Origin of the sequence: Streptomyces sp. DT190 (assembly GCF_049846985.1) — a bacterium.
In the GTDB taxonomy this organism is placed as follows: domain Bacteria; phylum Actinomycetota; class Actinomycetes; order Streptomycetales; family Streptomycetaceae; genus Streptomyces.
On the sequence record NZ_JBNCNM010000018.1, the window covers coordinates 151,858 to 174,955 of the forward strand.

The window sequence follows — 23,098 nt, forward strand, 5'->3', positions numbered from 1 at the left end:
CCGCGCCGACCGAGCGAGGGACGAGGTGAGCGATGCGCGCGGTGACGGTACGGCCCGGCGCCGAGGACTCCGTGGCGGTGCGGGAGGTGCCCGACCCCGCCCCGGCCCCCGGCGAGCTGCTGGTGGACGGCCTGGCCATGGGGGTCTGCGGTACGGACAAGGAGATCGTCCGGGGCGAGTACGGCACGGCCCCGCCCGGCCGTGACCGGCTGGTCCTGGGGCACGAGTCCCTCGGACGGGTACGGCAGGCGCCACCCGGCAGCGGCTTCTCGGCCGGTGACCTGGTCGCCGGGGTGGTGCGCCGCCCGGACCCCGAGCCGTGCGGGGCCTGCGCGCGCGGCGAGTTCGACATGTGCCGCAACGGCCGCTACACCGAGCGCGGCATCAAGGAGCTCGACGGTTACGGCGCCGAGGCGTGGTGCGTGGAGGCCGGCTACGCGGTGCGCCTGGAGCCGCATCTGGAACGCGCCGGTGTGCTCATGGAACCGGCCAGCGTGGTGGCCAAGGCGTGGGAACAGGTCGAACGGGTCGGCGGCCGTTCGTGGTTCGAGCCGCAGCGCGTCCTGGTGACCGGGGCGGGCCCCATCGGCCTGCTCGCCGCCCTCCTCGGCACGCAGCGGGGACTGGACGTGCACGTCCTCGACCAGGTGACCGACGGCCCGAAGCCCGGCCTGGTGCGGGACCTGGGCGCCACGTACCACGCCGAGGACATCGAGCAGGCCGTCACCGCCGTACGCCCCGACGTCGTCATCGAGGCGACCGGCGCGAACGGCCCGCTGCTCGCCGCGCTGACCGGTACCGCTCCCTACGGCGTGGTCTGCCTGACCGGGGTGTCACCCGCCGGGCGCAGGACGACCCTGGACGCGGGCGCCCTGAACCGGGAGATCGTGCTGCAGAACGACGCGGTGGTGGGCTCGGTCAACGCCAACCTGCGCCACTGCCGGCAGGCCGCCGACGCGCTGGCCCGGGCCGACCTGGGCTGGCTGGAACGCCTGATCACCCGGCGGGTGCCGCTGGGGCGCGCGACGGAGGCGTTCACACCGCGACCGGACGACGTCAAGGTGGTCATCGAGCTCTAGACGGTGGCGACAAGATCCCGAAGGAAAGGTTCCGGATGTCTCACAGCTCCGCTCCGCTGGTCGTGGTCATGGGCGTGTCGGGTTCGGGCAAGACCACGGTGGGCCGCTTGCTGGCGCGCCGCCTGGGCGTGCCCTACGCCGAGGGCGACGACTTCCACCCCGAGGCCAACGTGGCCAAGATGCGGGCAGGCCGTCCGCTGGACGACGAGGACCGCCGCCCGTGGCTGGAGGAGATCGCACGGTGGCTGGCCGGCCACGAGGACAGCGGAGGCGTGGTGACCTGCTCGGCGCTGAAGCGGCGCTACCGCGACCGGCTGGCCGCCACCACGCCGCACGTGTTCTTCCTGCACCTCGACGGCTCACCCGAGCTGATCGCCGGGCGGATCTCGGCCAGGCGGGGCCACTTCATGCCGCCCGACCTGCTCCGCACGCAGCTGGCCGACCTCGAACCGCTGGGACGGGACGAGGCGGGGGCGGCCGTCCCGATCGACGGCACGCCGGAGGAGACCGCGGCCCTGGCCGAGGCCGCCGTCGTCCCGCCCGCACAGCGCGCAGAGCCTGCCGAGCCCGCACGGCGATCAGAGCCCGCCGAGCCCGCTCAGCGCGCGGAGCCCGTCGAGCCTGCACCGCGATCAGAGCCTGCCGAGCCCGCACCGCGATCAGAGCCCACCGACGCCGGCCCATGAGCCGGCTGGGGCCGGGTACTCGCCGGCCATGCTGCTACGGCCCCCGTACCTGTACGTCGGCCACGACCGGGTCGGCCCCTCGGTGGTGCGCAGTGCGGGGACGCCGGGGGCGGACCGGCGGGACGCGCCGATCGTGCTGGTCCCGGGCCTGGGGGCGCCGGGGTACCTGCTGCGCACCCTCCGTCACTGCGCCCGGTCGGGTCCGGCACGTCTGCTGGACGTGCCGGGGTTCCGCGACCCCTGGGGGCCCGCCTGCCCCGAGACGCTCGACGCGCTGGCGGACACGGTGGCGCGGTGGCTGGCGGTGGTGCCGGGGGAGCCCGTGGTGCTCGCCGGGCACTCCACCGGCGCCCAGGTGGCGCTGCACGCGGCCGTACGCGCCCCCGAGCGGGTCCGCTCCCTCGTCCTGCTCTCCCCGACCTTCCCGCCCCACCTGCGCAGGATGCGCCCGCTCCTCGGCACGTTCCTCCGCACGGCGGTCCACGAGGCACCGGACGTCGTACCGGCCGTGCTGCCCTCCTACCTCAGGGCCGGTCCCCGGCGACTGCTGAACTGCCTCCGCTCGGCGCAGGCGGACGCACCGGAGGACGTCCTGCCCTCGGTGACCTGCCCGGTCACCGTCATGGCGGGGGAGCGGGACGCGCTGTGCCCACCGGAGTGGACCGACCGGCTCGCCCGGTGTGCGACCACCGGCCGTGCCCTGGCCGCACCCGGCGCGCACGCCTTCCCCCATCACCGTCCCGCCGTCACCGCCGAGGTCCTGGCACGGGCGCGGGCAGGAGGGCCGTGACGCCTCCGCCGCCACGGTCACGCCGGTCCGGACTCGACGCCCGCTCGACGCCTGTCGAGGAGGCGGTCCGGGCGAACGTCCGGCCCTGTCCCGTCACCTCCGCGAGGGCGGTCCTCAGCCGGCCGGTGGACCTGGCGCGGTGGCCCGGTGGTCGCTGGGCCTCACGCCGCGCAGCCGCTTGAACGCCACGCTCAGCGCGAAGGCGTTGGCGTAGCCCACCTTCCGCGCGATCGTGTCCACCGTGTGGTCGGTCCCACGCAGCAGGTCCGCGGCCAGGGCGATCCGCAGGCCCGCAAGATAGGCGATAGGCGGTTCACCGACCAGCGCGGTGAACCGCCGGGCGAGCGCGGCGCGCGACACACCCACCTCGGCGGCCACCTCCGCGACCGTCCACGGACGGGCGGGCGCGTCGTGCAGCAACCGCAGTGCCGCACCGGCGACCGGGTCGTCCAGCGCCCGGCACCAGGCCGGGGCAGCGGCCCGTGGATCGTCGAACCAGCTGCGCAGCGCGGAGACCAGCAGCAGATCCAGCAGCCGGTCCAGCACGAGTTGCTGTCCCGGCCGCTCCCGCACGACCTCCCGGGCCACTGACTCCACCGTCGGGTGGCCGTCGTCCTCGGCCGGCACCACCAGCACCGCGGGCAGGGCACGCAGCAGCCGTTCGCCGAGTTCTCCCCGCTGCTCGAAAGCCCCACTGAGGAGCACGGGTGCTCCGTCGACCGCGTCAACCGGTGTCCCGCACGTCCGGCCCGGCCCGGAGGCGCGCTCGACGCCCTCTGCGCCCGGGCAGTAGTCGGCACCGGTCACCACCACCGACGGGGTGCGCGACGGGGCGTCGGCCACCGTGTAGGGCACGTCGCCACGGACGACCGCGATGTCACCGGCCTCGATCATCACCGGCTCGTGCCGGTCGGGCACGATCCAGGCCCGGCCGCGCAGCATCATGGCCAGCGTCAGGGGAGCACCCCCGGCCATGCGCAACGCCCAGGGCGGCCGCATGATCGTCCGTCGGAAGACGGCACCCCGCGCCCGGATGTCACCCAGTAAGTGCGACACGGCATCCACCCCCGCAATGTAGACGCTCGGACATCGACGAGAGCGCGGCGGGCATGGATCGTCTCCCTGCCGCCCGCTTGACTGAGGCCATGTCAGAGCATCCGATTCTTGTCACGGGGGCGACCGGCAAGTCCGGCCGCCGTGTGGTCCGCCGACTGCGGGACCGGGGACTGCCGGTCCGCGCGGCTTCCCGGAACGGGGAGCACGCCTTCGACTGGACGGACTCCCGGACCTGGGACTCCGCCCTGGAGGATGTGCGGTCCGTCTACATCGTCCAGCTGGACGGCACGACGCTGGTGCGCCCGTTCGTGGAGCGGGCCGTGCGGCACGGGGTGCGGCGGCTGGTACTGGCCTCGGGTCGCGGGATCGACGACCCGGACTACGCGAAGGACAGCAGCGGTGTCCTTCCAGGCATCCTCGACAGCGAGGCCGCCGTGCGCGAGAGCGGTCTGGAGTGGACGATCAGCAGGCCCGGCTGGTTCGCGCAGAACTTCAGCGAGGGCTTCTTCGCCGACGCCGTCCGCGCCGGGGAGCTGCGGCTGCCCGCGGGCGACGGGGCCGCATCCTTCGTCGACGCCGAGGACATCGCCGCCGTGGTGGTCGCCGCGCTCACCGACGACCGGCACGTGGGGGAGACCTACGAGCTGTCCGGCCCGCGGCCCGTGACTCTGGCCGAAGCCGTCGCCGCGATCTCTAAGGCCACCGGCCGGCACATCCGCTATGTGCCGCTCCCGGTCGAGGACTACGTCGCGGAACTCGTGCGGCAGGGCGTGCCGCCCGCGGACGCCCGGGCCTTCGCGGACGTCATCGAGCCGCTGCGTGAGGGCCGGGACGCCTATGTCTCCGACGGCGTGCAGCGTGCGCTCGGCCGTCCACCGCGTACCTTCGCCGAGTTCGCCGAGTCCATGGCCGCGCGGGGTGGCCGGGAAGCCTGACGGTGTGTCGCCGGGCGGCTCAGACCCGCTGGACGGTGATGCCGTCGCTCTCGAGCGCGGCGGTCTCGTCGGCGGGCGCGGTGGTGTCGGTGACGAGGACGTGCACCAGGGTCGCGGGACCGACGTAGGCCTGGGTGGTGCGGCCGAGCTTGCTGCCGTCGGCGGCGGCCACGATGCGGCGCGCCGCGCCGACGACCGCCTTCTTCACGGCCGCCTCGTCGAGGTCGTAGGCGGTCATGCCGTCGCCTGCGGTCAGGCCGCAGCAGCCGAGGACGGCGGTGTCGAAGCGCAGCGCCGCCAGGGAGGCCAGGGTGAGGGGGCCGGTCAGGGCGCCCTCACCGGCGCGGGGCCGCCCGCCGGGCACCAGCATCCGGGTCGGCTCGGGGGCGTCCGCGAGGATCCCGATCGCCTGCAGGGACAGGGGCATGACGGTGACCTGCCGTCCGTGCAGCAGGCGTGCGACCTCCAGGCAGGTCGTACCGCTGTCCAGCAGGACGGTCTCGCCGTCGTCGATGAGCGAGGCCACCTCCGCCGCGATCCGGCGCTTGGCGTCGACGGCCTCGTGGGCGCGCAGCGCGAAGGGAGGCTCGTCTCCCCGCAGCAGGAGCGTGCGCGCGCCGCCGCGGAAGCGTTCCAGGACGCCCTGCCCGGCCAGGTGGTCCAGGTCGCGGCGGACGGTCATCTCCGAGGCGCCGGTCAGCTCGGCGAGCTCGGCGACCGTGGCCGTCCCCGACTCCTGGACGGCCTGGGCGATCAGTCGATGGCGCTCCGCGGTGCTCATACCGAGATTCAACACCACATCCGTCAAACACTGAATGTGTTCACTGCGAGCTGTTTCGAACACTAAATTTGTTCGTTAAGGTGTGCGGCATGGAAAGAGCGCTGCGCGTCGGTCGCGTCGTCACGTTTGTCTACTTCGTGCTCAACGGCACCCTGCTGGGCATGTGGGTGGTGCAGATCCCGGCCGTCGAGGAACGCGTGGGCATCAGTCACGCGGCCCTGGGCGGATTCCTGGTGCTGTTGGGGGCCGGGGCCTTCGCCGGCATGCAGGTGGGCGGGCGGCTGTCCGACCGGCTCGGCACCCGCACCGTCGTCCCCCTGTCCGGCGTGCTGTGCAGCGTGACGCTGGTGCTTCCCGGGCTGGCCGGGGAACCATGGGCCCTCGGGGCGGCCCTGCTGCTCTTCGGCTTCGGCAACGGCACCCTGGACGTCAGCATGAACGCGCATGCCGTGCAGGTGGAGAAGGCCTACGGACGGCCTGTCATGTCGGCCTTCCACGCCACCTTCTCCGTGGGCGGTGTCCTGGCCGCGCTCGCGGGAGCTGCGGCCGTCGACATCGGCTGGGACCCGGCCACGGCGCTGGGCACCGCAGCGGGCATCGGTGTCGTCGTCGCCCTGGCGGCGGCGCGCGGGCTCCTGCCGGCCGTGCCGACCGCTCCCGAGGCCGCCACCGGGAGCGGGCCGGAGGCGGGCAAGCGCGCGGTTCCCGCCCGGATCTGGCTGCTGGCCGTCCTGGCTCTGCTGGTCATGCTGTGCGAAGGGGCCGCCAACGACTGGAGCGTCCTGCACCTCGAGGACGTCCTGGGCGCGCCCGAGAGCACCGCCGCCCTGGCCTACGGGACGTACGCCGCCACCATGACCGCCGGCCGGCTCCTGGCGGACCGGATCTCCGCCCGCTTCGGGCCGGTCGCCGTCCTGCGGTACGGCGCGGCCCTGGCGGCGGTGGGCATCACCGCCGTGGCCCTGTCGCCCTGGATCTGGGCGGCGCTGGCCGGCTGGGCGCTGTTCGGACTGGGGCTGTCCGGCTGCATCCCGCAACTGTTCAGCGCCGCCGGACACGCCGACCCCTCGGCCGCGGGCACGAACGTCTCCCGCGTCGCCGGACTCGGCTACATCGGCATGCTCGCCGGACCCGCCGTCATCGGCTGGATGACCCACCTCATGGCCCTCAACCACACCTTCCTGCTGCTCACCCTGTTCTGCGCCACCGCGGCAGCGGCCGCCGGCGTCCTGCGCCCCGCACCGGACCGGCCGCGCACGGTCGAGCTGACCTCCTGACCGCCTGCGCGGCGTGACCTGACCACGCGCCGCGCAGGCTCCTCACCACCTCCCGGGCAGCCGCGTCAGGACAGGGAGGGAAGGCGGCCCGCAGGCGGGGGACGCGGTGAGGAGAGCGCCGTGCACGGCCGCGGAGGCCGCGCGTCCGACGTAGGAGGCGACATCCGGCGGCCACGCGTCGCGCTCCTGGTGGATGAGGAGGGAAACCGCCCCGTGGACACCGGCGCACAGCAGTCTCGCGGTCTCGGTCGTGTTCTCGACGGGCACCCCGTGGTCGCGGCAGGCGGTGACCTTGTCGCGGAAGTGACGGAAGCACGCGTCCGCGGTGCGGCGGCTGGCTTCCGTGGCCTCGCCGGACATCACCAGCCGGTACTGGGCGGGATGGCGCAGCCCGAACGAGACGTAGGCGGCGCAGTTCTCGTACAGGGCGGTCACCGGATCCGGGACCGTCCGGGACACGGCCTCCAACTCGGCGAAGAGCGAGGTCCACACGCGCAGGCACGTCGCGTGGACGAGTTCCGTCTTCGAGCTGAAGTGGAGGTAGACGGCCGGAGGGCTGACCCCGGCCCTGGTCGCCACCGCGCGGATCGTGAGCGCGTCGGCACCCCCCTCCTCGAGGAGCCGGCCGGCGATGTCGAGGAAGCGGTCCCGGAGCAGACCACCCTGGCCCTTGGCGGCGCGCACGCGTGAGCTGGTCACAGCTGGGACTCCGCAGTCCGGAGGGCGGGTCAGGAGGACGGTGGCGTGACCGCGGTGACCACCTGGGTCACCCGGGCGCACAGGGCACCCCGCGCGTCACGGATGTCGACCTCGACGACGGTGTTGCGCCCGACGCGCAGAGGGCTCGCCGTCGCGACGACGTCCGTGCGTGCCGACCGCAGGAAGTGCGTGCTCGACTCCAGGGAGGCCGGCGCTGCGCCGGGCGGGCCGTTGAGGGCGGCGCACACGGCGGCGCAGACGTCGGCGAGTCCCATCAGCGCGCCGCCGTGGAGGCCGCCGCCCACCGTGGACAGGGAGACGTCGTGCGCCAGCGTGGCCCGTACGGTGGCCGGCGTGATCTCGTCGAACGCGACTCCGAGCGTCCTGGCGTACGGCGCCAGCGCGTAGACCTCTTCGGCGTCGATCGTCCGCATCGGGCCACTCCCGTCGGCCGGCTGGTTGGTGGCGTTCAGTTATCGGCGTTAACTCAGGCCGTCAACAAGGGCGTTGAGCGATGCGACGGGCGTCACGGGCTAGGAGATCGCGGCCTGCTCGACGGCCCTCGGCCGGTGTTCCGGTCGGCGAGGAGGGGGCGGAGCCGCACCCGGAAAACAGCGAAGGCAAGGAGAGACCTCTCCTTGCCTGTCTCAAGTTATAGCGCACAGGGGGGCTTGCGGCAAGGCCCCGGGCACGGCGCAGAATCGTCGGCCGAGACCACGACCTGCGGAAACGGGGAACCACATGGGTGAGTTGTTGTCACTGCACCGAGGACGCGTAGGCGTCCCGCCCGGGACAAGGACATCGGACGGTGCGGGACACGGCGGCACGGCCGCCACGGAGGTGGCGCGATGAGCGAGCGGCAGCAGTACGTGCTCGACCTTCGGCAGATCGACGAGACACAGATCGCGGTGGCGGGCGGCAAGGGCGCGCACCTGGGCGTGCTGGCGCGGATCGAGGGCGTCCGCGTGCCGGACGGATTCTGCGTGACGACGGACGCCTTCCGGCGGACCATGGCCGAGGCACCCTCGATCGAGGACGAGCTGGAACGGCTCGCACACGTGGACCCGGACGACCGGGAGGCGATCCGCACGCTCAGTGCGAAGATCCGCCGCGTCATCGAAGAGACCGCCGTCCCCGCGGATATCGCCGCCTCGATCACCCGCGCCCTCGCCGGGCTCGGCGAGGACACCCCCTGCGCCGTCCGCTCCAGCGCGACGGCGGAGGACCTGCCGACGGCCTCGTTCGCCGGCCAGCAGGACACCTACCTCAACGTCGTGGGCACGCCGTCGGTCCTGCGGCACGTCAGCCGGTGCTGGGCCTCGCTGTTCACCGAGCGGGCCGTGACCTACCGGCGCCGCAACGGCATCGACCACCGCACTGTCCACATGGCCGTCGTCGTGCAGCGGATGGTCTTCCCCCAGGCGGCCGGCATCCTCTTCACGGCCGATCCCGTCACCGGCAACCGGAAGGTCGCCACCATGGACGCCGGCTTCGGCCTCGGCGAGGCCCTGGTCTCCGGTCTGGTGAACCCGGACGTCTTCACCGTGCGCGACGGCGAGGTCGTCGCCAGGACGATCTCCGCCAAGGAGCGCGCGGTGCAGGCCCTGCCGGGCGGCGGTACGCAGCAGGTGGCGATCGACGCGCGGCGGCAGCGGCAGCCGGCACTGACGGACGCTCAGGCGGTGCGGCTCGCCGGGCTCGGACGGCGGATCGAGGCACACTTCGGCCGTCCTCAGGACATCGAGTGGTGCCTGGTCGACGACGACTTCCGGATCGTGCAGAGCCGGCCGATCACCACCCTGTTCCCCGTCCCGGAGACGGGCGATCAGGACAACCACGTCTACGTCTCCGTCGGTCACCAGCAGATGATGACCGACGCCATGAAGACCCTCGGCCTGTCCCTGTGGCGGCTGACGGCGATGGTCCCGATGCACGAGGCCGGCGGCAGGCTCTTCGTCGACGTCACCCGGCGCCTGGCCTCACCCGCGAGCCGCGCCGGCCTCCTGGACCTCGTCGGCAGGGGCGACCCCCTGGTCAGGGACGCCCTGGAGACCGTCCTCGAACGCGACGGCTTCGTTCCGTCGCTCCCCGACGAGGGGCCCACCGGGCCGCCGCCCGGCGGCGCCTCCGCCCCGATCGAGACGGACCCGGCCCTCGTCACCCAGCTGATCGAACGCAGCCAGGAGTCCGTCGCCGCCCTGCGGCGCGACATCCGCTCGAAGAGCGGACCGGAGCTGTTCGACTTCCTGCTGGAAGCCTTCGAGGAGCACAAGCGGGTCCTCGGCGATCCGCTGAGCATGCGGGTGATCATGGCCGGGATGGAAGCCACCTGGTGGCTCAACGACCAGCTCCACGAATGGCTCGGCGAGAAGAACGCCGCCGACACCCTCACGCTCTCCGCCCCCGGCAACATCACGTCGGAGATGGGACTCGACCTGCTCGACGTCGCCGACGCCATCCGTCCGCACCCGCAGGTGGTGACCTTCCTCCAGGACGTCCGGGACGACGACTTCCTGGACGAGCTGGCGAAACTCCCGGGCGGAAGCCAGGCACGCGACGCGATCGAGGCCTACCTGGACCGGTACGGCATGCGCTGCGCGGGCGAGATCGACATCACCAGGCCCCGCTGGCAGGAAAGCCCCGGCACGCTCGTGCCGGCCATCCTCGACAACGTCAGGAACTTCGAACCGGGCGCCGCCCGGCGGCGCTTCGAGCAGGGCAGGCAGGCGGCGCTCGAGAAGGAGCACGAGGTGCTGGCGCGTCTGCGGGAACTGCCCGACGGCGACCGGAAGGCCGACGAGACCAAGCGGATGATCGACCGGGTCCGCACCTTCATCGGATACCGGGAGTACCCCAAGTACGGCATCGTCAGCCGCTACTTCGTCTACAAGCAGGCCCTGCTGGAGGAGGCCGAGCGGCTGGTGCGGGCCGGCGTGCTCGCCGCACGGGAGGACGTCTTCCACCTCACGTTCCAGGAGTTCCACGAGGCCGTGCGTTCCGGGTGGGTGGACGCCGCACTGATCCGGCAGCGCGAGGAGGCGTTCCGTTCGTACCGGGCGCTCACCCCGCCCCGGGTGCTCACCTCGGACGGCGAGGCCCTCAACGGGGCGTACCGGCGCGAGGACGTGCCGGCCGGTGCCCTGGCCGGCCTGGCGGTCTCCGCGGGGACCGTCGAGGGCCGGGCCCGCGTCGTCCTGGACATGGCGCACGCCGAACTGGAGGCGGGCGACATCCTCGTCACGGCCTATACGGACCCCAGTTGGTCGCCGCTGTTCGTGGGCATCGCGGGTCTGGTCACGGAGGTGGGCGGCCTCATGACCCACGGCGCGGTGATCGCCCGCGAGTACGGGCTGCCGGCCGTCGTCGGAGTGGATCGGGCCACGCACCTGATCCGGGACGGCCGGCGCATCCGCGTGCACGGAAGCGACGGGTACGTCGAGCTCCTGCCGTGACCGTCCGGCCCGGCCGTCATGGCGCGCAGGCGGTGCCCGCCCGGCGCGGCGGCGGCTTCGGCGAGGCCGCCGCCGAGGTCCCGGTTCCCGCGGGCCATGGCGGCGAGCGCCCTACCACCCTCCGTCGAGGAGCGCGGCGAGCGCATGGGGCGACCGCGCGGCGCTGGTGGTGTTCGCGACGGCGATGACGAGGACGAGACCTGCCAGCGCCGCCGAAGCGACGACGCCGATCCTGAGAGCACGCCTCGACCGCGCTCCGCGCGTGACCCTGTGACGTCTCCATAGGGCGACACAGGTTGCGGCCAGAGCGAGCGCGAGCACGGCGGCCATCGCGGCCAGCACCGCGTGGTACAGGGCGAATTCCCTGACCATGAGGGTGAGGACGGGCGGATACTGCCCGGCGGGGTGGTCGGCGACCTGCCGGCGCATCCCGGGCACGGCGGCGGCGACCTCACCGTCGTCACCGCCGCCGGTGAGCATGGGCAGCAGCGAGGCGAAGGGCGCCGCCGCGCCCTGCACGTTCGCGACCAGCGCGACGAGGGCGAAGGGCCCGAGCAGCGCGACGAGCACGCCGGGCGGCACGGTCCACAGGCGGCCAGGCCGCTCGGTCCGCCGCCGCGACCACCGCCACAGGACGACGCCGAGGAGCACGACCGCGGCCAGCAGAAGCGCCGACACACAGGCCTTGACGAGGTGGAAGCGGAACCAGTAGCCGACCGCGGCGTCCAGCTGCCGGGGGAGGTCGCGGCTGCCGGAGTCCCAGGAGGCGACCACGCCCCGGCGGAAGGACCGCCTGACATTGCCGAGGTGGACGCCGTCGTGCGTCAGCGCGGTGGGCAGGAGGAAGAAGGCGGCCAGGAGCGCCGCGATCACCGCGGACAGCAGGCCGACCTTCCGCTGGGGCGTGGCGGTGACGCGGGGCAGGGACAAGAAGGTGCTCATGCGGGACCTAGGCAGTCAGAGCGGCAGCGCCGGGTTGGGGCGCCGTGAGGGCTGAAAACCCCCGGGCCAGGACGCTAACGGGACCGGGAGGGACCGGTCTGTGGGGCCTGCCTCCGACCTGAGGGTGGGGCCAGCCCCAGCCTCGGCCACAGCCTCGGCCCCAGACATGGCCACAGCCTCTGCCACAAGCTTCGCCCCAGCCCGACCCGCACTCCCGCCCCGCCCCGCCCCGCCCGGACGCCCTCGTCCACCCCGCCGACACCTCCGGGCAGGTCATCGGGCAACGTATGCACTGCGACGGCGCGGGACGATGCGCCGTCGCCAGTGGGACGGACGGCGTGTTCCGCACCGTCGTCCACCGGAAACGGAAGGGGAGCTGCACCATGCGCGTCATCCTGGCCCGCGGTCCGGGGGAGGGGCTCCGATGAGCGCGGCCGACGAACCCGTCCTCCTGCACACCGCCGGACGCGCCGCCCGCATCACGCTCAACCGGCCTCGGGCCCTCAACGCCCTCACCCACGCCATGGTCCGCCGCATCGACGAGGCGCTGACCGCGTGGGAGCGCGACCCGGCCGTGGAGACCGTCGTCATCACCGGCGCGGGCGGGCGCGGGCTGTGCGCCGGCGGCGACATCCGCGCCATCCATGACGACGCCCGTGACGGTGACGGTTCCGCCTCCCGGGCGTTCTGGCGCGACGAGTACCGCCTCAACGCCCGGATCGCCCGCTACCCCAAGCCGTACCTCGCCGTGATGGACGGCATCGTGATGGGCGGCGGTGTCGGCGTCTCGGCCCACGGAGGCGTCCGCGTCGTCACCGAGCGGTCCCAGGTCGCCATGCCCGAGACCGGCATCGGGTTCGTGCCGGACGTGGGCGGCACCCACCTGCTCTGCCGCGCCCCCGGCGAGCTGGGCACCCACCTCGCCCTCACCGGGGCCCGGATCGGTGCCGCAGACGCGCTGCTGTGCGGGCTCGCCGACCACTACGTGCCCTCGGACGACCTGCCCCGGCTCCTCGGTTCCCTGGCCGAACTGCCCGTCGGCGAGGCGCTGGCCGGTGTCGTGCGGACACCCCCGCAGGGCGTCCTCGGCGACCGGCGCGGCTGGATCGACACCTGCTACGCCGCCGACACGGTCGAGGAGATCGTGCGCCGGCTGCTCGCACACGGCGACCCCGCCGCCAAGGAGGCCGCCGAGACCCTGCTCGCCAAGTCGCCGACCGCCCTCAAGGTCACCCTCGCGTCCCTGCGCCGGGCCCGGGCACTCGGGACGCTGGAGGAGGTCCTGAACCAGGAGTACCGCGTCTCCTGTGCCGCCCTCGGCATGCCCGACCTGGTCGAGGGGATCCGCGCCCAGGTCGTCGACAAGGACCGCAGGCCCCGCTGGTCGCCGGCCTCCCTCACCGAGGTCACGGACACCGACGTCCAGCGCTTCTTCACTCCGCTCGGCGAGGACGAACTCGGTCTGGCCGGCGGGACGTCCGCCGCCCCCGAGGAGGATGCCTGACCCGCCGGCGGCACACGGGAGCGGATGCCGCCCGGCCCGCACTCGCACGCGCCAGGCGGCCGGGCAGCCACACGTCAGGACGTCAGAGCATGAGCAGCAGCCGGGTGTGCGGAACGAGCTTGCGGTTGACGCTCGTGCTCTGCACGAAGATGGTGAAGTGGTCGTTGTGGTCCGGCTTGACGCGGACTTCCGTGTGCGGCAGGCCCAGCAGGGCCCGGGCCTCCGGCCCCGTGTACACCCGGTCGGTCTTCTTCTCCAGCACCGCTATCTGCTTCTGCGCCTGGATCTTCTCGGACTTGCTCAGCTGGTAGAACGCCGCACCCGTACGGTAGGTGTGCCCGCACTCGACGACCCACTCCCGGATCGCCGCGTCGCGCGCCACCGGGATGAGCTGGTACTTCGACGGGTCGACCGGGGTGAGCCCGGCCGCCTTGATGGTGTCCTGGTTGACCGCGTCGGCGCCCGTGGAGAACACCGCCCGCGATCCGCGGATGCCCTGGGTGCGCCCCACCATGAAGTTCTCGGTGGCCTGCCGGATGACCTGCCCGGCCTCCTCCAGTCCCTGGGTGCTGGTGGCGTCCCAGATGGCGATGTTGTCCTTGGGGAAGCCGCACTGCATGGCCTCGCGCTTGCCCATCTGGTCCGGCACCAGGACGGCCAGTGTCCAGTTGTCCTGCTGGGTCTCCATCATCCGGGCCACTGCCGCGACCAGTTCGCGCGGATCCCGGGCCGGGGAGTCCTCGCACCGGTGGCTGGCGTTCTCCTGCCCGTCGGTCAGGACGAACGTCAGGAAGCTGTGGTCCCCGTACAGCTGGGCCGTCTGGGCCAGTTCCCGCTGCGACTTCAGAGCGGCCGCCAGCAGGGCCGTCATACCGCCGGGCCGGTACAGCTGCTTCAGCGACGGCATGCGCAGCACGTCCTTGTCGTAGATGACGCACTCCACCTTGTCGGCGAAGACGTACACCGTGACGCGCGTCTCCTGGTCCAGCTCCCTCGAACGGCGGGCGAGATAGGCGATCTGCTGGTCGGCGACTTCGACCACCTTGCCGCTCAGGTGTGACATGGACGAGCTGGCGTCCAGCACAAGAGCGACGTGGTTGATGTAGTTCTGGCTTCCGGTCGTCAAAGCTCCCCCTCGTTCCGGCTCGATGCACTCACCTTCTCACCCACCACTGACAATCGATCTTGGTCCGGTGACGGCGGCGGCGAGGACCGGATCGGGCCGCCGAGGAAGCCGTCCCGAGGGGGAGTCGACGAAGCCGTTATGAGGGGGAGACGTTTGTTCGGCCGAGATCGGTGCACCCGAAGAGCTAACACAGTCTTTATACGACGAGCGGAGAACGCATCATGGGCATCATTGCTTGGATCATCATCGGGCTGCTCGCCGGCGCCATCGCCAAGGCTCTGATGCCGGGCAAGGACCCCGGCGGCATCATCATCACCATGCTCATCGGCATCGTCGGCGGTCTGCTCGGCGGCTGGCTCGGGAAGGTCATCTTCGGCGTCGACTCCGTCGACGGGTTCTTCGAGATCTCGACCTGGATCGCCGCGATCGTCGGCTCCATGATCCTGCTGGCCCTCTACCGCGTCGTCACCGGCAACCGACGCTCGCACCGTCACGCCTGACCGGTTGAAGGCACACAGGCCTCAAGAAGTCACCCGGGCGGCTCCCACTCCTGTTCCCAGGAGTGGGAGCCGCCCGCGTGTGAGGGCCGGGGCAGAGGCGTGAGTGATCCACCGCCGCCACGGTGTGCGGCCGCAAGTCCCAGGCGGTGCGCCCTCGTTCAGGGCGTGTGGACGGTGGGCCGGGGCGGCGTCGGCATGGCGTTGCCGAGGAAGAAACTCGGGTGCGGGGGCTGGTTGTAGGCGGTGTTCTGCCAGGCCAGGGCCGTGCGGTACTGCGTGTCGTGGAGCAGTGTCGTCACGCGGGTGCCGGTCTGGTGGGGCGTGCTGTAGATGCGCAGGGCCGTGTTGGCGCCGGTGCGCCAGACGACCTCCTCGCGCCAGTCGCCGAGGATGTCGCCCGAAAGCACCGGCGTGGACTTCGTGCCGTTGTTGGAGGCAACCCCGGAGCCGGTCAGCAGACGGGTGTCACCGGAGGTGCCGTACTTGTCGATGCGGGTGCCGTCGAGGAGTTCGCGCACGGGGTCACCGTCCCACCACGACAGGAAGTTGACGCTGGAGGGCTCCCGGCCGAGGGAGGCGCCGGTGGCCGAACGCAGGGTCGTGTCGGCGGCGGACCAGGCCTCGGCGCCCGCGCTGCCCGCGTACACGTCCGCGGCGACGCCCCGGCCGTTGTCGGAGCCGGAGGCCGTCTGCCACAGGATCTGGCCGGTGCGGGCGTCGGCCATCCAGGAGCCTGGTTTGCCGGAGTCCTCGGAGACCTTGAAGTACTCCAAGCCCGCGCGGGCGGGGGCGAGGTCCCCGACGTGACCGGCGTCGCCGTGCCCGAGCCGGGTGGTCCACAGTCCGCTGCCGTTGTCGTCCACGGTCATCGCGCCGTAGACGATCTCGTCCTTGCCGTCGGCGTCGACGTCGGCGACGGACAGACTGTGGTTGCCCTGGCCGTCGTAGCCCTTGCCGCTGTTGGTCGATGAGTTGGTGTCGAAGGTCCAGCGGCGGGTGAAGGAGCCGTTGCGCCAGTCCCATGCGGCGATCACCGTGCGCGTGTAGTAGCCCCGCGCCATGATCAGGGACGGGCGGGAGCCGTCGAGGTACGCCGTGCCCGCCAGGAAGCGGTCGACGCGGTTGCCGTAGGAGTCGCCCCAGGAGGAGACGGTGCCGCGGCCCGGAACGTAGTCGACGCTCTGCATGGCCCTGCCCGTCTGGCCGTTGAACATCGTCAGGAACTCGGGCCCGGACAGGACGTAGCCGCTGGAGTTGCGGTGGTCGGCCGAGGAACTGCCGATGACGGCGCCGGTGCCGTCCCTGGTGCCGTCGGCGGTCTTCATGGCGACCTCGGCCTTGCCGTCGCCGTCGTAGTCGTACACCTGGAACTGCGTGTAGTGGGCGCCGGAACGGATGTTGCGGCCCAGGTCGACGCGCCACAGCCGGGTACCGTCCAGCTTGACGCCGTCGACGATCGTGTTGCCGGTGTAGCCGGACTGGGAGTTGTCCTTGGCGTTGGTGGGCTGCCACTTCAGGACGATGTCGAGCGCGCCGTCGCCGTCGAGGTCGCCGACCGAGGCGTCGTTGGCCTCGTAGGTGTAGGTGACCCCGTCGGGGGTGGTGCCGCCGGCGGGCGGGGATATGGGGACGTCCTTGTAGCCGGTGCGGAACTGCACCGCCGGTGCGGACGCCGCCTGCTCCGTGCCGTTGACCACTGCGCGGACCGTGTAGTCGGCCGAGTCCGCGGCGCCCGAGTCGAAGTAGTTCGTCGAGGCGGTCACGGGCGTGGAGTTGAGTCTGGTGCTGCCGCGGTAGACGTTGAAGGAGACGTCGTCGGGGTCCGTGGCCAGCCAGCGCCAGGACACCAGGTTTCCGCTGCCGGTGTGGACGCTGGTCAGGCCCCGGTCGAGTCGCTCGACCTGGCGGGCGGTCGCCGCCTGGGCGGTCTGGGGCAGCGTGACGAGCCCGGAGAGGGCCAGGGCCGCGGCGGAGAGGCCGCCGATCAGCCGGCCGCCCGGCCGGGGAAATCGCCACCGTGGGGGCGTGGTGCGGGGACGCCGGTCCGACTGGGTCATGGTGGCCTCCGGGGCGTGGGGGAGTGGGGCGCGGAGTGTGGGGGGTGCGGAAGTGTGGGAACGCTCCCACGAGGGGCAGGGTAGGAATGCGCTGATACCTCGTCAAGGAATCTGTCGGATCTGCTGTTCGGCCCTGTTCGGATCCGTGAGTTTTCGCGACGGACGGATTGACAGCGCGGAAGGCGCCCACAACACTGCGTGCACCCACGTCCACCTCAACTGGAGCCGCACACAGTCGAATTGGTTCGACGGGTGCCCGATCCCCGCGGCGGAGGAACGATGACGCTCGTGCGGACCGCCGTCACCGCCGCGTTGATGATCGCCCTGCCGGTGCTCGCCGGTCACCGTGTGGCCGGCCGGCGACGCCACCATGGCCGACCCGGTCGTGGACCTGCAGTCGCTCAGCGTCTCGCTCCACAACGGCCTGCGCTTCTGCCCGCACGGCGGCGACCTCGGCTCGGGGCCCCGGAGCAGGGCGGGGCCGCCTGAGGATGGCGGGGGCGGACGCGAAATGGGGTTTTGTGGAAAGCCTTTGTGCGTGGACGGCCCATGCGCAGAATATGCCTCCCGACGGACGGAGGGGCCCTTGAGCATCGACGACGCCGTGGCCGAGGCGGACGCACGCATCCGGCGGGAACCGGCCTACGCACACACCGAACACCTCGTGGTGGCGCACGGCGACCGCATCGTCGCCGCCCACGCGTACGGCACGCGGGCGGTGGACGAACCGGGGGACGTCTTCTCCGTCACCAAGAGCGTCCTCTCCACGCTCGTCGGCTGCGCCGTCCGGGAAGGCCGGCTCGAACTCGACGCCCGGCTGGACGAGTTGCTCGGCCCGCACCTCCCCGAGACGGCCCGGCAGGTCTCCGTACGGCATCTGCTCACCATGACCCGCGGCACCGACCCCACCGGAGAGTGGGACATCGACGCCGTCATGCGACTCCCCACCGGCTGGACGGAGAAGCTCCTGACGGCACCCCGCCTGTCGGACCCCGGGACGACGTTCCGGTACGACAACGGCGCCACCCACGTCCTCGCGTCCTGCCTCGCCCGCGCGCTCGACGAGGACGTGGAGAAGTACGCCGTGCAGCGCCTCTTCACCCCTCTCGGCATCACCCGCCGGCACTGGCCACGCGATCCGGACGGACTGCCGTACGGCTTCGGCCACTTGAGCCTGTCCGCGCTCGACCTCGTCGCGTTGGGCCGCCTGTGGTCCAGGGGAGGGGTCGCCCCGGACGGGCGGCGGCTGTTCGACGCGGAGTACGGCGCCGACGCCACCCGCCCGCACACCGCGGGAGGGCCGCCGGAGGGCGTCGGCCACGGATACCTGTGGTGGGTGACGGAGATGGCCGGACACCGGGCGTTCTTCGCCGGGGGCTACGCGGGGCAGCACGTCGTGGTCGTACCCGCGCTGGGCCTCGTCACGGTCACGACGGGGTCGGAGGCGGCGCTGCGACCCGGCTGGCGGCCCGCCCGCGACGTGGTACCCGGCATCGTGGCCGCTGCCGGCTGAGCCGTGGACCCGGCGCGCCGGAGCGGCCAGGACGTGGGTCAGGCCAGCAGCATGCGCGTCCAGGCCACCGCGAGGAAGACGCAGGCGAGCGTGAACAGGCCCTGGACGACGGCGGTGACCGGCATCCTCAGGCGGGCGTGCACGACGGTGCCGGCCACCGCCACGGCCGGAACGCCCCAGACGACGAGCCATATCAGGACGGGGGCGCCCCGGGACTGCGTGGTGGGCGGGGCGTGCGGCGAGGGTGCGGTGCCCAGGCCGACCACGAGGAACAGGATCACGGCGACGACGACGATCACCGCGTCCGCGACCAGGAGCAGCAGGGCCACCGCGATGTCGAGCAGCCGGGAGGGGCGTTCGCGAGCCCGGGCGGCGTCCGGCTGAGCGTCCTCGGCGTCCGTGGTCGGTGAGGCCATGACCCGACTGCAGCACGGAATGGCGGCTTCCGTGCCCGGCCGGACCGGAACGGGGCCCTACTGTGACCACCGGCCGCCGCGGCCGCCCCGGATCACCGTGTCCGGGTCCGCGGTCCTCGCGCATGTCCGCGCGCGACCGACGCGTGCCCTCCGAGGGCGTTCGGCGCAGGCCTGCCGGACCCCTCAGCCGGACTCCTTCACCCGGAACCCGCCGGAAAGGGCCGTGTCGACGTCGACGACACCCTCGACGGACCGCACCAGGCGGGCGACGATGGGCACCAGCGACGCGTCCCCGACGTGCCCGGTGAGGGTGACGACACCGTCGGCGACGTCCACCCCGACCTGTTCCGGAGACGAGGGGAAGAGGGGAGCGAGGATCTCCCCGCGTACGTCCTCGGCGATCTCGTCGTCGGTCCGCAGGAAGACCTTGAGCAGGTCGGCCCGGCTGACCACCCCTTCGAGCAGGCCCGTGTCATCGACGACGGGCAGCCGTTTGACCTTGCGCTGGGCCATGACGCGGGCCGCCTGCGCGAGCGTGGCGTCGGGACGGACGGTGACGGCCGGCGTGCTCATCACGTCCGCTGCGGTCATGCCGCCCGCCTTGGCCAGGTCGGACAGCCGGCTCATCTGTGTGAACCGGTCGGGGTCGCTGTCGCGGAACTCCTCCTTGATCAGCAGGTCGGCCTCGGAGACGACGCCGATCACCCGGCCCTCGCCCTCCAGCACGGGAACGGCGCTGACCTTCCACTCCTGCATGATCTTGACGATGTGCTTGAACGAGGCGTCACGGCCCACCGCCACGACGGTGTGGGTCATGACGTCGCTGACGATGTGCGGGCTGACGTGCATGGTGTGCTCCTCGCCGGCCGAAGTCGGCGGCACCGGGATGCCGGTCATGCCGCGCTCCCGCTGCCGTAGGGGGCGTACAGGTCCAGCAGGCGGATCCGCGAGGCCTGCAGCCGGTGGGTGACGACCCGGCCCACCCAGGTGGCGATCGCCCGTCCGAACTCCGCGTCCCGCGCGCACACCGCGCGTACGGCCTCGGCGTCGAACTCCCAGGCGCGTACGGGGCTGAGGGTTTCGGCGCCCAGCTGCCACACGTACGGCGCGTAGTGCCAGGACCAGCCGAGCAGCTCACCGTGGCCCAGGGACTCGATGACGGGGGCGCGGCGGCCGGGCACGTGCAGGTCGAGCAGGACGGTCCCGGTCCGGATGATCCAGAAGCGGTCGGCGCGGCGGCCCTCTTCGAAGAGACGCTGTCCCGATGCGAAGGAGACGTCGCGGGCGAGGCCCATGAGCCGGTCGCGGTGCTCGGCGGGAAGAGCCGTGGAGAGCGTGGTCGTGGAGGTCATCGTGCTGTCTCCTTCTGCTGGTCGCGGCCGCGGCCTCCCCGGTGCTGCCGGAGTACCGGGAACGGCCCCTCCTGCTGCCAGCCTGGTCCGCCGGGAGCCCCGGCACCACGGGCCGCCGGGGCACCGTCATGGGGCCGTTCGGCCCTGACGAAGGGCCGCACGGCGGGTGCGCACCGCGTCCGCCGCCGGTCCGGACCGTACACAGGAGCGCTCGCCGTGAGGAGCCGGGCCGCCGGCCGGCCGGCCGGAAGGCGGTCCCGGCAGGGCGGCACGGCGCACTCGCCGGTGGCCCGGGAGCTCCGCCGGGGCGCTTCAGTCCTTGCCGCGCACCACGGCGACGGGGCAGTCGGCGTGGTGCAGCAGCGCCTGGCTCACCGACCCGAGCAGCAGGCCCGTGAAGCCACCGCGGCCCCTGGCCCCGACGACCACCAGTTGCGCCTCCCGGCTGGCGTCGATCAACGCGGGGCGGATCCGCGAGCGCACCAGGCGCCGCTCCACCGCGACCTGCGGGTAGGCGGCCGTCCGACGTGCCAGCGCCTGGTCCAGGACCTCCTGCTCCGCCTCGCGCAGCCGCTCGGCGTCCGCCACGACGGCGGTGAGCGGGTCGCCGGGCCCCTCGTAAGCGCGCTCGCTCCAGGTGTTCCACACGTGCAGCGCCACGAGCGGTGCCCCGCGCAGGGCGGCCTCGGCGAACGCGAAGTCCACCGCCGCCCGCCCGGAATCCGAGCCGTCCACGGCCAGCAGCACCGGCCCGGCCGGGTCCCGGCGGCCCCGCACCACCAGGAGCGGGCCATGTCCGTGAGCGGCCAGATGCACCGCGGTGGAGCCCAGCAGCAGCCCGGCGAAACCGCTCAGCCCTCGGTCGCCCACCACCGTCAGCGCTGCCGACCGCGACTCGAACTCAAGGATCTCGACCGTGTCTCCCGCCACGACGGAGCGCGTGATGTCGACGCCCGGCGCGACGGCGTGCGCCCGCTCCTCCGCCCGGGCCAGCTCCCCGTGCATCATCGGCTCCAGGCCGTAGTCGGCCGGACTCCACGGCGCCGCGCCGGACAGATGCCCCGACGGATGGCCGAAGGCGTGCACGATCCGCAGCGGCACCCCGCGCAGCAGCGCCTCCCGCGCCGCCACGTCGACCGCGTCGAGACTCGACGCGGATCCATCCACTCCCACGACGACCGGATCAGTCACTGCGCACTCCCTCGTTGCGGGCCGCCGACGCGGCCCTCGACCCCTGAGCCTCGACCGGAACGGCCGCGCTGAACAGGGACCTACCAGGCCATCACCCGGGCCGATGGGCCCTCGGCGCCGACCACGCGGCCCCGGCACCGGCGTTCCCCCGGACGGACCAGGCCGGGGGATCGGGCTCGCCGCACGGTCCGTCGCACGGTCCGTCGCACGGGCCGCCCGCAACACCGGTGTCCCGGCGTCACATGATCCCTCCGTCCGGGGACGCCCGGGCCCCGGAAGGGCCCGATCGGCCCTGTCGGGCGGACGCCGAGGGGGCGAGGCTGGGGCTCGTGCGGCCGGTCCGCGTTCGCGACCGACACCCCGACCCGGAGGGACCCCATGTCCGTCGACACCCAGCAGACGTCCACCGAGCCGACCGACGAGGAGCTCAGGCGGCTGGACGCCCACTGGCGCGCCGCGAACTACCTGGCCGTCGGTCAGATCTACCTGATGGCCAACCCCCTGCTGGGCGAACCGCTGCGGCCCGAGCACGTCAAACCGCGGCTGCTGGGGCACTGGGGCACCTCGCCGGGCCTGAACCTGGTGCACACCCACCTCAACCGCGTCATCAGGGACCGCGACCTGGACGCCCTGTGCATCTGGGGGCCCGGGCACGGCGGACCGGCGGTGCTGGCCAACTCCTGGCTGGAGGGCACGTACACACAGACGTATCCGGACATCACGCGTGACGAGACCGGCATGGCCCGTCTGTTCCGGCAGTTCTCCTTCCCTGGCGGCGTGCCCAGCCATGTCGCCCCGGAGACCCCCGGCTCGATCCACGAGGGCGGCGAACTGGGCTACGCCCTCTCGCACGCCTACGGCGCGGCCCTGGACAACCCCGGCCTGGTGGTCGCCTGCGTGATCGGCGACGGCGAGGCCGAGACCGGACCGCTGGCCGCGTCCTGGCACTCCAACAAGTTCCTCGACCCCGTGCACGACGGAGCCGTGCTGCCGATCCTGCACCTCAACGGGTACAAGATCGCCAACCCGACGGTGCTGTCCCGGCTGCCCGAGGAGGAACTCGACGCGCTGCTGCGCGGATACGGGCACGATCCGATCCACGTCACCGGGGACGACCCCATGGCCGTCCACCGTGCGATGGCGCGGGCGATGGACACCGCGCTGGACCGCATCGCCGCCTTCCAGCGGGCCGCTCGTGAGGAGGGCGCCACCGAGCGCCCCCGCTGGCCGGTGATCGTGCTGCGCACCCCGAAGGGCTGGACGGGCCCGGCCGAGGTCGACGGCCTGCCGGTCGAGAACACCTGGCGCGCCCACCAGGTGCCGCTGTCCGCCGTCCGCGACAACCCGGACCACCTGCGCCAGCTGGAGGCCTGGCTGCGCTCCTACCGCCCGGAGGAACTGTTCGACGAGCACGGCAGCCCTCGTCCCGACGTGCTGGCCTGCGTCCCGGACGGCACGCGCCGGCTCGGCGCCACCCCGCACGCCAACGGCGGACTGCTGCTGCGGGAACTGCCCCTGCCGGCGCTGGAGACGTACGCCGTCGCCGTCGACAAACCCGGCACCAGCCTGCACGAGCCCACCCGCGTCCTCGGCGACATGCTCCAGGACGTCATGGCGGCCACGGCGAACCGGCGCGACTTCCGTCTGGTCGGCCCGGACGAGACGGCCTCCAACCGGTTGCAGGCCGTCTACGGCGCCAGCGGCAAGGCCTGGCAGGCCGCCACCCTCGACGTCGACGAACA

General features: G+C 72.8%; 19 protein-coding genes and 2 pseudogenes. 10 read left to right on the forward strand and 11 right to left on the reverse strand.

Annotated elements, in window-relative coordinates; translation table 11 throughout:
• Positions 1-32 precede the first annotated feature (32 nt).
• From ACPXCS_RS28065 to ACPXCS_RS28075, 3 genes and pseudogenes are all read left to right on the forward strand, one after another.
• Positions 33-1,079: a glucose 1-dehydrogenase gene (locus tag ACPXCS_RS28065; protein ID WP_425950678.1), complete on the forward strand. Its 1,047-nt coding sequence runs from the start codon at positions 33-35 to the stop codon at positions 1,077-1,079.
• Positions 1,080-1,114: 35 nt separating this feature from the next.
• Positions 1,115-1,612, forward strand: a pseudogene (locus tag ACPXCS_RS28070) (gluconokinase); the annotation flags it as partial.
• A gap of 181 nt (positions 1,613-1,793) precedes the next feature.
• Positions 1,794-2,555, forward strand: a complete 762-nt coding sequence (locus tag ACPXCS_RS28075) for an alpha/beta fold hydrolase (RefSeq protein ID WP_425950679.1) — start codon at positions 1,794-1,796, stop codon at positions 2,553-2,555.
• A 114-nt stretch (positions 2,556-2,669) separates the two neighbouring features.
• Here the strand turns inward: ACPXCS_RS28075 and ACPXCS_RS28080 are convergent, their stop codons facing one another.
• The gene (locus ACPXCS_RS28080; RefSeq protein WP_425950680.1) at positions 2,670-3,620 is read right to left on the reverse strand and encodes an AraC family transcriptional regulator; all 951 of its coding nucleotides are present in this window, start codon (positions 3,618-3,620) and stop codon (positions 2,670-2,672) included.
• An 80-nt stretch (positions 3,621-3,700) separates the two neighbouring features.
• Between ACPXCS_RS28080 and ACPXCS_RS28085 the strand changes: the two genes are divergently transcribed.
• The gene (locus ACPXCS_RS28085) at positions 3,701-4,546 is read left to right on the forward strand and encodes an NAD(P)H-binding protein (RefSeq protein ID WP_425950681.1); all 846 of its coding nucleotides are present in this window, start codon (positions 3,701-3,703) and stop codon (positions 4,544-4,546) included.
• Positions 4,547-4,565: 19 nt separating this feature from the next.
• Here ACPXCS_RS28085 and ACPXCS_RS28090 read toward each other — a convergent pair whose 3' ends face one another.
• Positions 4,566-5,327, reverse strand: coding sequence for a DeoR/GlpR family DNA-binding transcription regulator (locus tag ACPXCS_RS28090; RefSeq protein WP_425950682.1), 762 nt, complete (start codon positions 5,325-5,327; stop codon positions 4,566-4,568).
• Positions 5,328-5,416: 89 nt separating this feature from the next.
• On the opposite strand from ACPXCS_RS28090, the gene ACPXCS_RS28095 reads away from it, so the two are divergent.
• The gene (locus ACPXCS_RS28095; RefSeq protein ID WP_425950683.1) at positions 5,417-6,604 is read left to right on the forward strand and encodes an MFS transporter; all 1,188 of its coding nucleotides are present in this window, start codon (positions 5,417-5,419) and stop codon (positions 6,602-6,604) included.
• Positions 6,605-6,646: 42 nt separating this feature from the next.
• On the opposite strand, the gene ACPXCS_RS28100 is transcribed toward ACPXCS_RS28095, so the two are convergent.
• Together ACPXCS_RS28100 and ACPXCS_RS28105 are read right to left on the reverse strand one after the other, a co-directional pair.
• Positions 6,647-7,303 carry a TetR/AcrR family transcriptional regulator gene (locus ACPXCS_RS28100; protein ID WP_425950684.1) on the reverse strand — a complete coding sequence of 219 codons (657 nt, stop codon included), beginning with the start codon at positions 7,301-7,303 and terminating at the stop codon, positions 6,647-6,649.
• Between the two features lie 29 nt (positions 7,304-7,332).
• Positions 7,333-7,737: a PaaI family thioesterase gene (locus ACPXCS_RS28105; RefSeq protein WP_425950685.1), complete on the reverse strand. Its 405-nt coding sequence runs from the start codon at positions 7,735-7,737 to the stop codon at positions 7,333-7,335.
• A gap of 414 nt (positions 7,738-8,151) precedes the next feature.
• Between ACPXCS_RS28105 and rph the strand changes: the two genes are divergently transcribed.
• The gene (gene rph / locus ACPXCS_RS28110; RefSeq protein WP_425950686.1) at positions 8,152-10,755 is read left to right on the forward strand and encodes a rifamycin-inactivating phosphotransferase; all 2,604 of its coding nucleotides are present in this window, start codon (positions 8,152-8,154) and stop codon (positions 10,753-10,755) included.
• A 111-nt stretch (positions 10,756-10,866) separates the two neighbouring features.
• Here rph and ACPXCS_RS28115 read toward each other — a convergent pair whose 3' ends face one another.
• Positions 10,867-11,697, reverse strand: coding sequence for a tat (twin-arginine translocation) pathway signal sequence (locus ACPXCS_RS28115; protein ID WP_425950687.1), 831 nt, complete (start codon positions 11,695-11,697; stop codon positions 10,867-10,869).
• A gap of 424 nt (positions 11,698-12,121) precedes the next feature.
• Here ACPXCS_RS28115 and ACPXCS_RS28120 point away from each other — a divergent pair, with 424 nt between their 5' ends.
• Complete coding sequence (locus ACPXCS_RS28120) at positions 12,122-13,201, forward strand: enoyl-CoA hydratase/isomerase family protein (protein WP_425950688.1); 1,080 nt, start codon at positions 12,122-12,124, stop codon at positions 13,199-13,201.
• 82 nt (positions 13,202-13,283) lie between these two features.
• Here the strand turns inward: ACPXCS_RS28120 and ACPXCS_RS28125 are convergent, their stop codons facing one another.
• Entirely contained in the window at positions 13,284-14,264 is a 981-nt protein-coding gene (locus ACPXCS_RS28125; protein ID WP_425950699.1) for a VWA domain-containing protein, read from the reverse strand.
• Between the two features lie 284 nt (positions 14,265-14,548).
• Between ACPXCS_RS28125 and ACPXCS_RS28130 the strand changes: the two genes are divergently transcribed.
• The gene (locus ACPXCS_RS28130; RefSeq protein ID WP_425950689.1) at positions 14,549-14,827 is read left to right on the forward strand and encodes a GlsB/YeaQ/YmgE family stress response membrane protein; all 279 of its coding nucleotides are present in this window, start codon (positions 14,549-14,551) and stop codon (positions 14,825-14,827) included.
• A 158-nt stretch (positions 14,828-14,985) separates the two neighbouring features.
• Here the strand turns inward: ACPXCS_RS28130 and ACPXCS_RS28135 are convergent, their stop codons facing one another.
• The gene (locus ACPXCS_RS28135; RefSeq protein ID WP_425950690.1) at positions 14,986-16,884 is read right to left on the reverse strand and encodes a rhamnogalacturonan lyase; all 1,899 of its coding nucleotides are present in this window, start codon (positions 16,882-16,884) and stop codon (positions 14,986-14,988) included.
• A gap of 586 nt (positions 16,885-17,470) precedes the next feature.
• On the opposite strand from ACPXCS_RS28135, the gene ACPXCS_RS28140 reads away from it, so the two are divergent.
• Positions 17,471-18,397 carry a serine hydrolase domain-containing protein gene (locus tag ACPXCS_RS28140; protein WP_425950691.1) on the forward strand — a complete coding sequence of 309 codons (927 nt, stop codon included), beginning with the start codon at positions 17,471-17,473 and terminating at the stop codon, positions 18,395-18,397.
• A 38-nt stretch (positions 18,398-18,435) separates the two neighbouring features.
• Here the strand turns inward: ACPXCS_RS28140 and ACPXCS_RS28145 are convergent, their stop codons facing one another.
• The 4 genes from ACPXCS_RS28145 to ACPXCS_RS28160 all read right to left on the reverse strand — a co-directional run bounded on the left by ACPXCS_RS28145 (position 18,436) and on the right by ACPXCS_RS28160 (position 21,356).
• Positions 18,436-18,813: a hypothetical protein gene (locus ACPXCS_RS28145; protein ID WP_425950692.1), complete on the reverse strand. Its 378-nt coding sequence runs from the start codon at positions 18,811-18,813 to the stop codon at positions 18,436-18,438.
• Between the two features lie 183 nt (positions 18,814-18,996).
• Complete coding sequence (locus ACPXCS_RS28150; RefSeq protein WP_425950700.1) at positions 18,997-19,662, reverse strand: CBS domain-containing protein; 666 nt, start codon at positions 19,660-19,662, stop codon at positions 18,997-18,999.
• Positions 19,663-19,706: 44 nt separating this feature from the next.
• Positions 19,707-20,165 carry a Crp/Fnr family transcriptional regulator gene (locus ACPXCS_RS28155; protein WP_425950693.1) on the reverse strand — a complete coding sequence of 153 codons (459 nt, stop codon included), beginning with the start codon at positions 20,163-20,165 and terminating at the stop codon, positions 19,707-19,709.
• Positions 20,166-20,477: 312 nt separating this feature from the next.
• Positions 20,478-21,356, reverse strand: coding sequence for a universal stress protein (locus ACPXCS_RS28160; protein ID WP_425950694.1), 879 nt, complete (start codon positions 21,354-21,356; stop codon positions 20,478-20,480).
• Between the two features lie 378 nt (positions 21,357-21,734).
• Between ACPXCS_RS28160 and ACPXCS_RS28165 the strand changes: the two are divergent.
• Positions 21,735-23,098, forward strand: a pseudogene (locus ACPXCS_RS28165) (phosphoketolase); the annotation flags it as partial.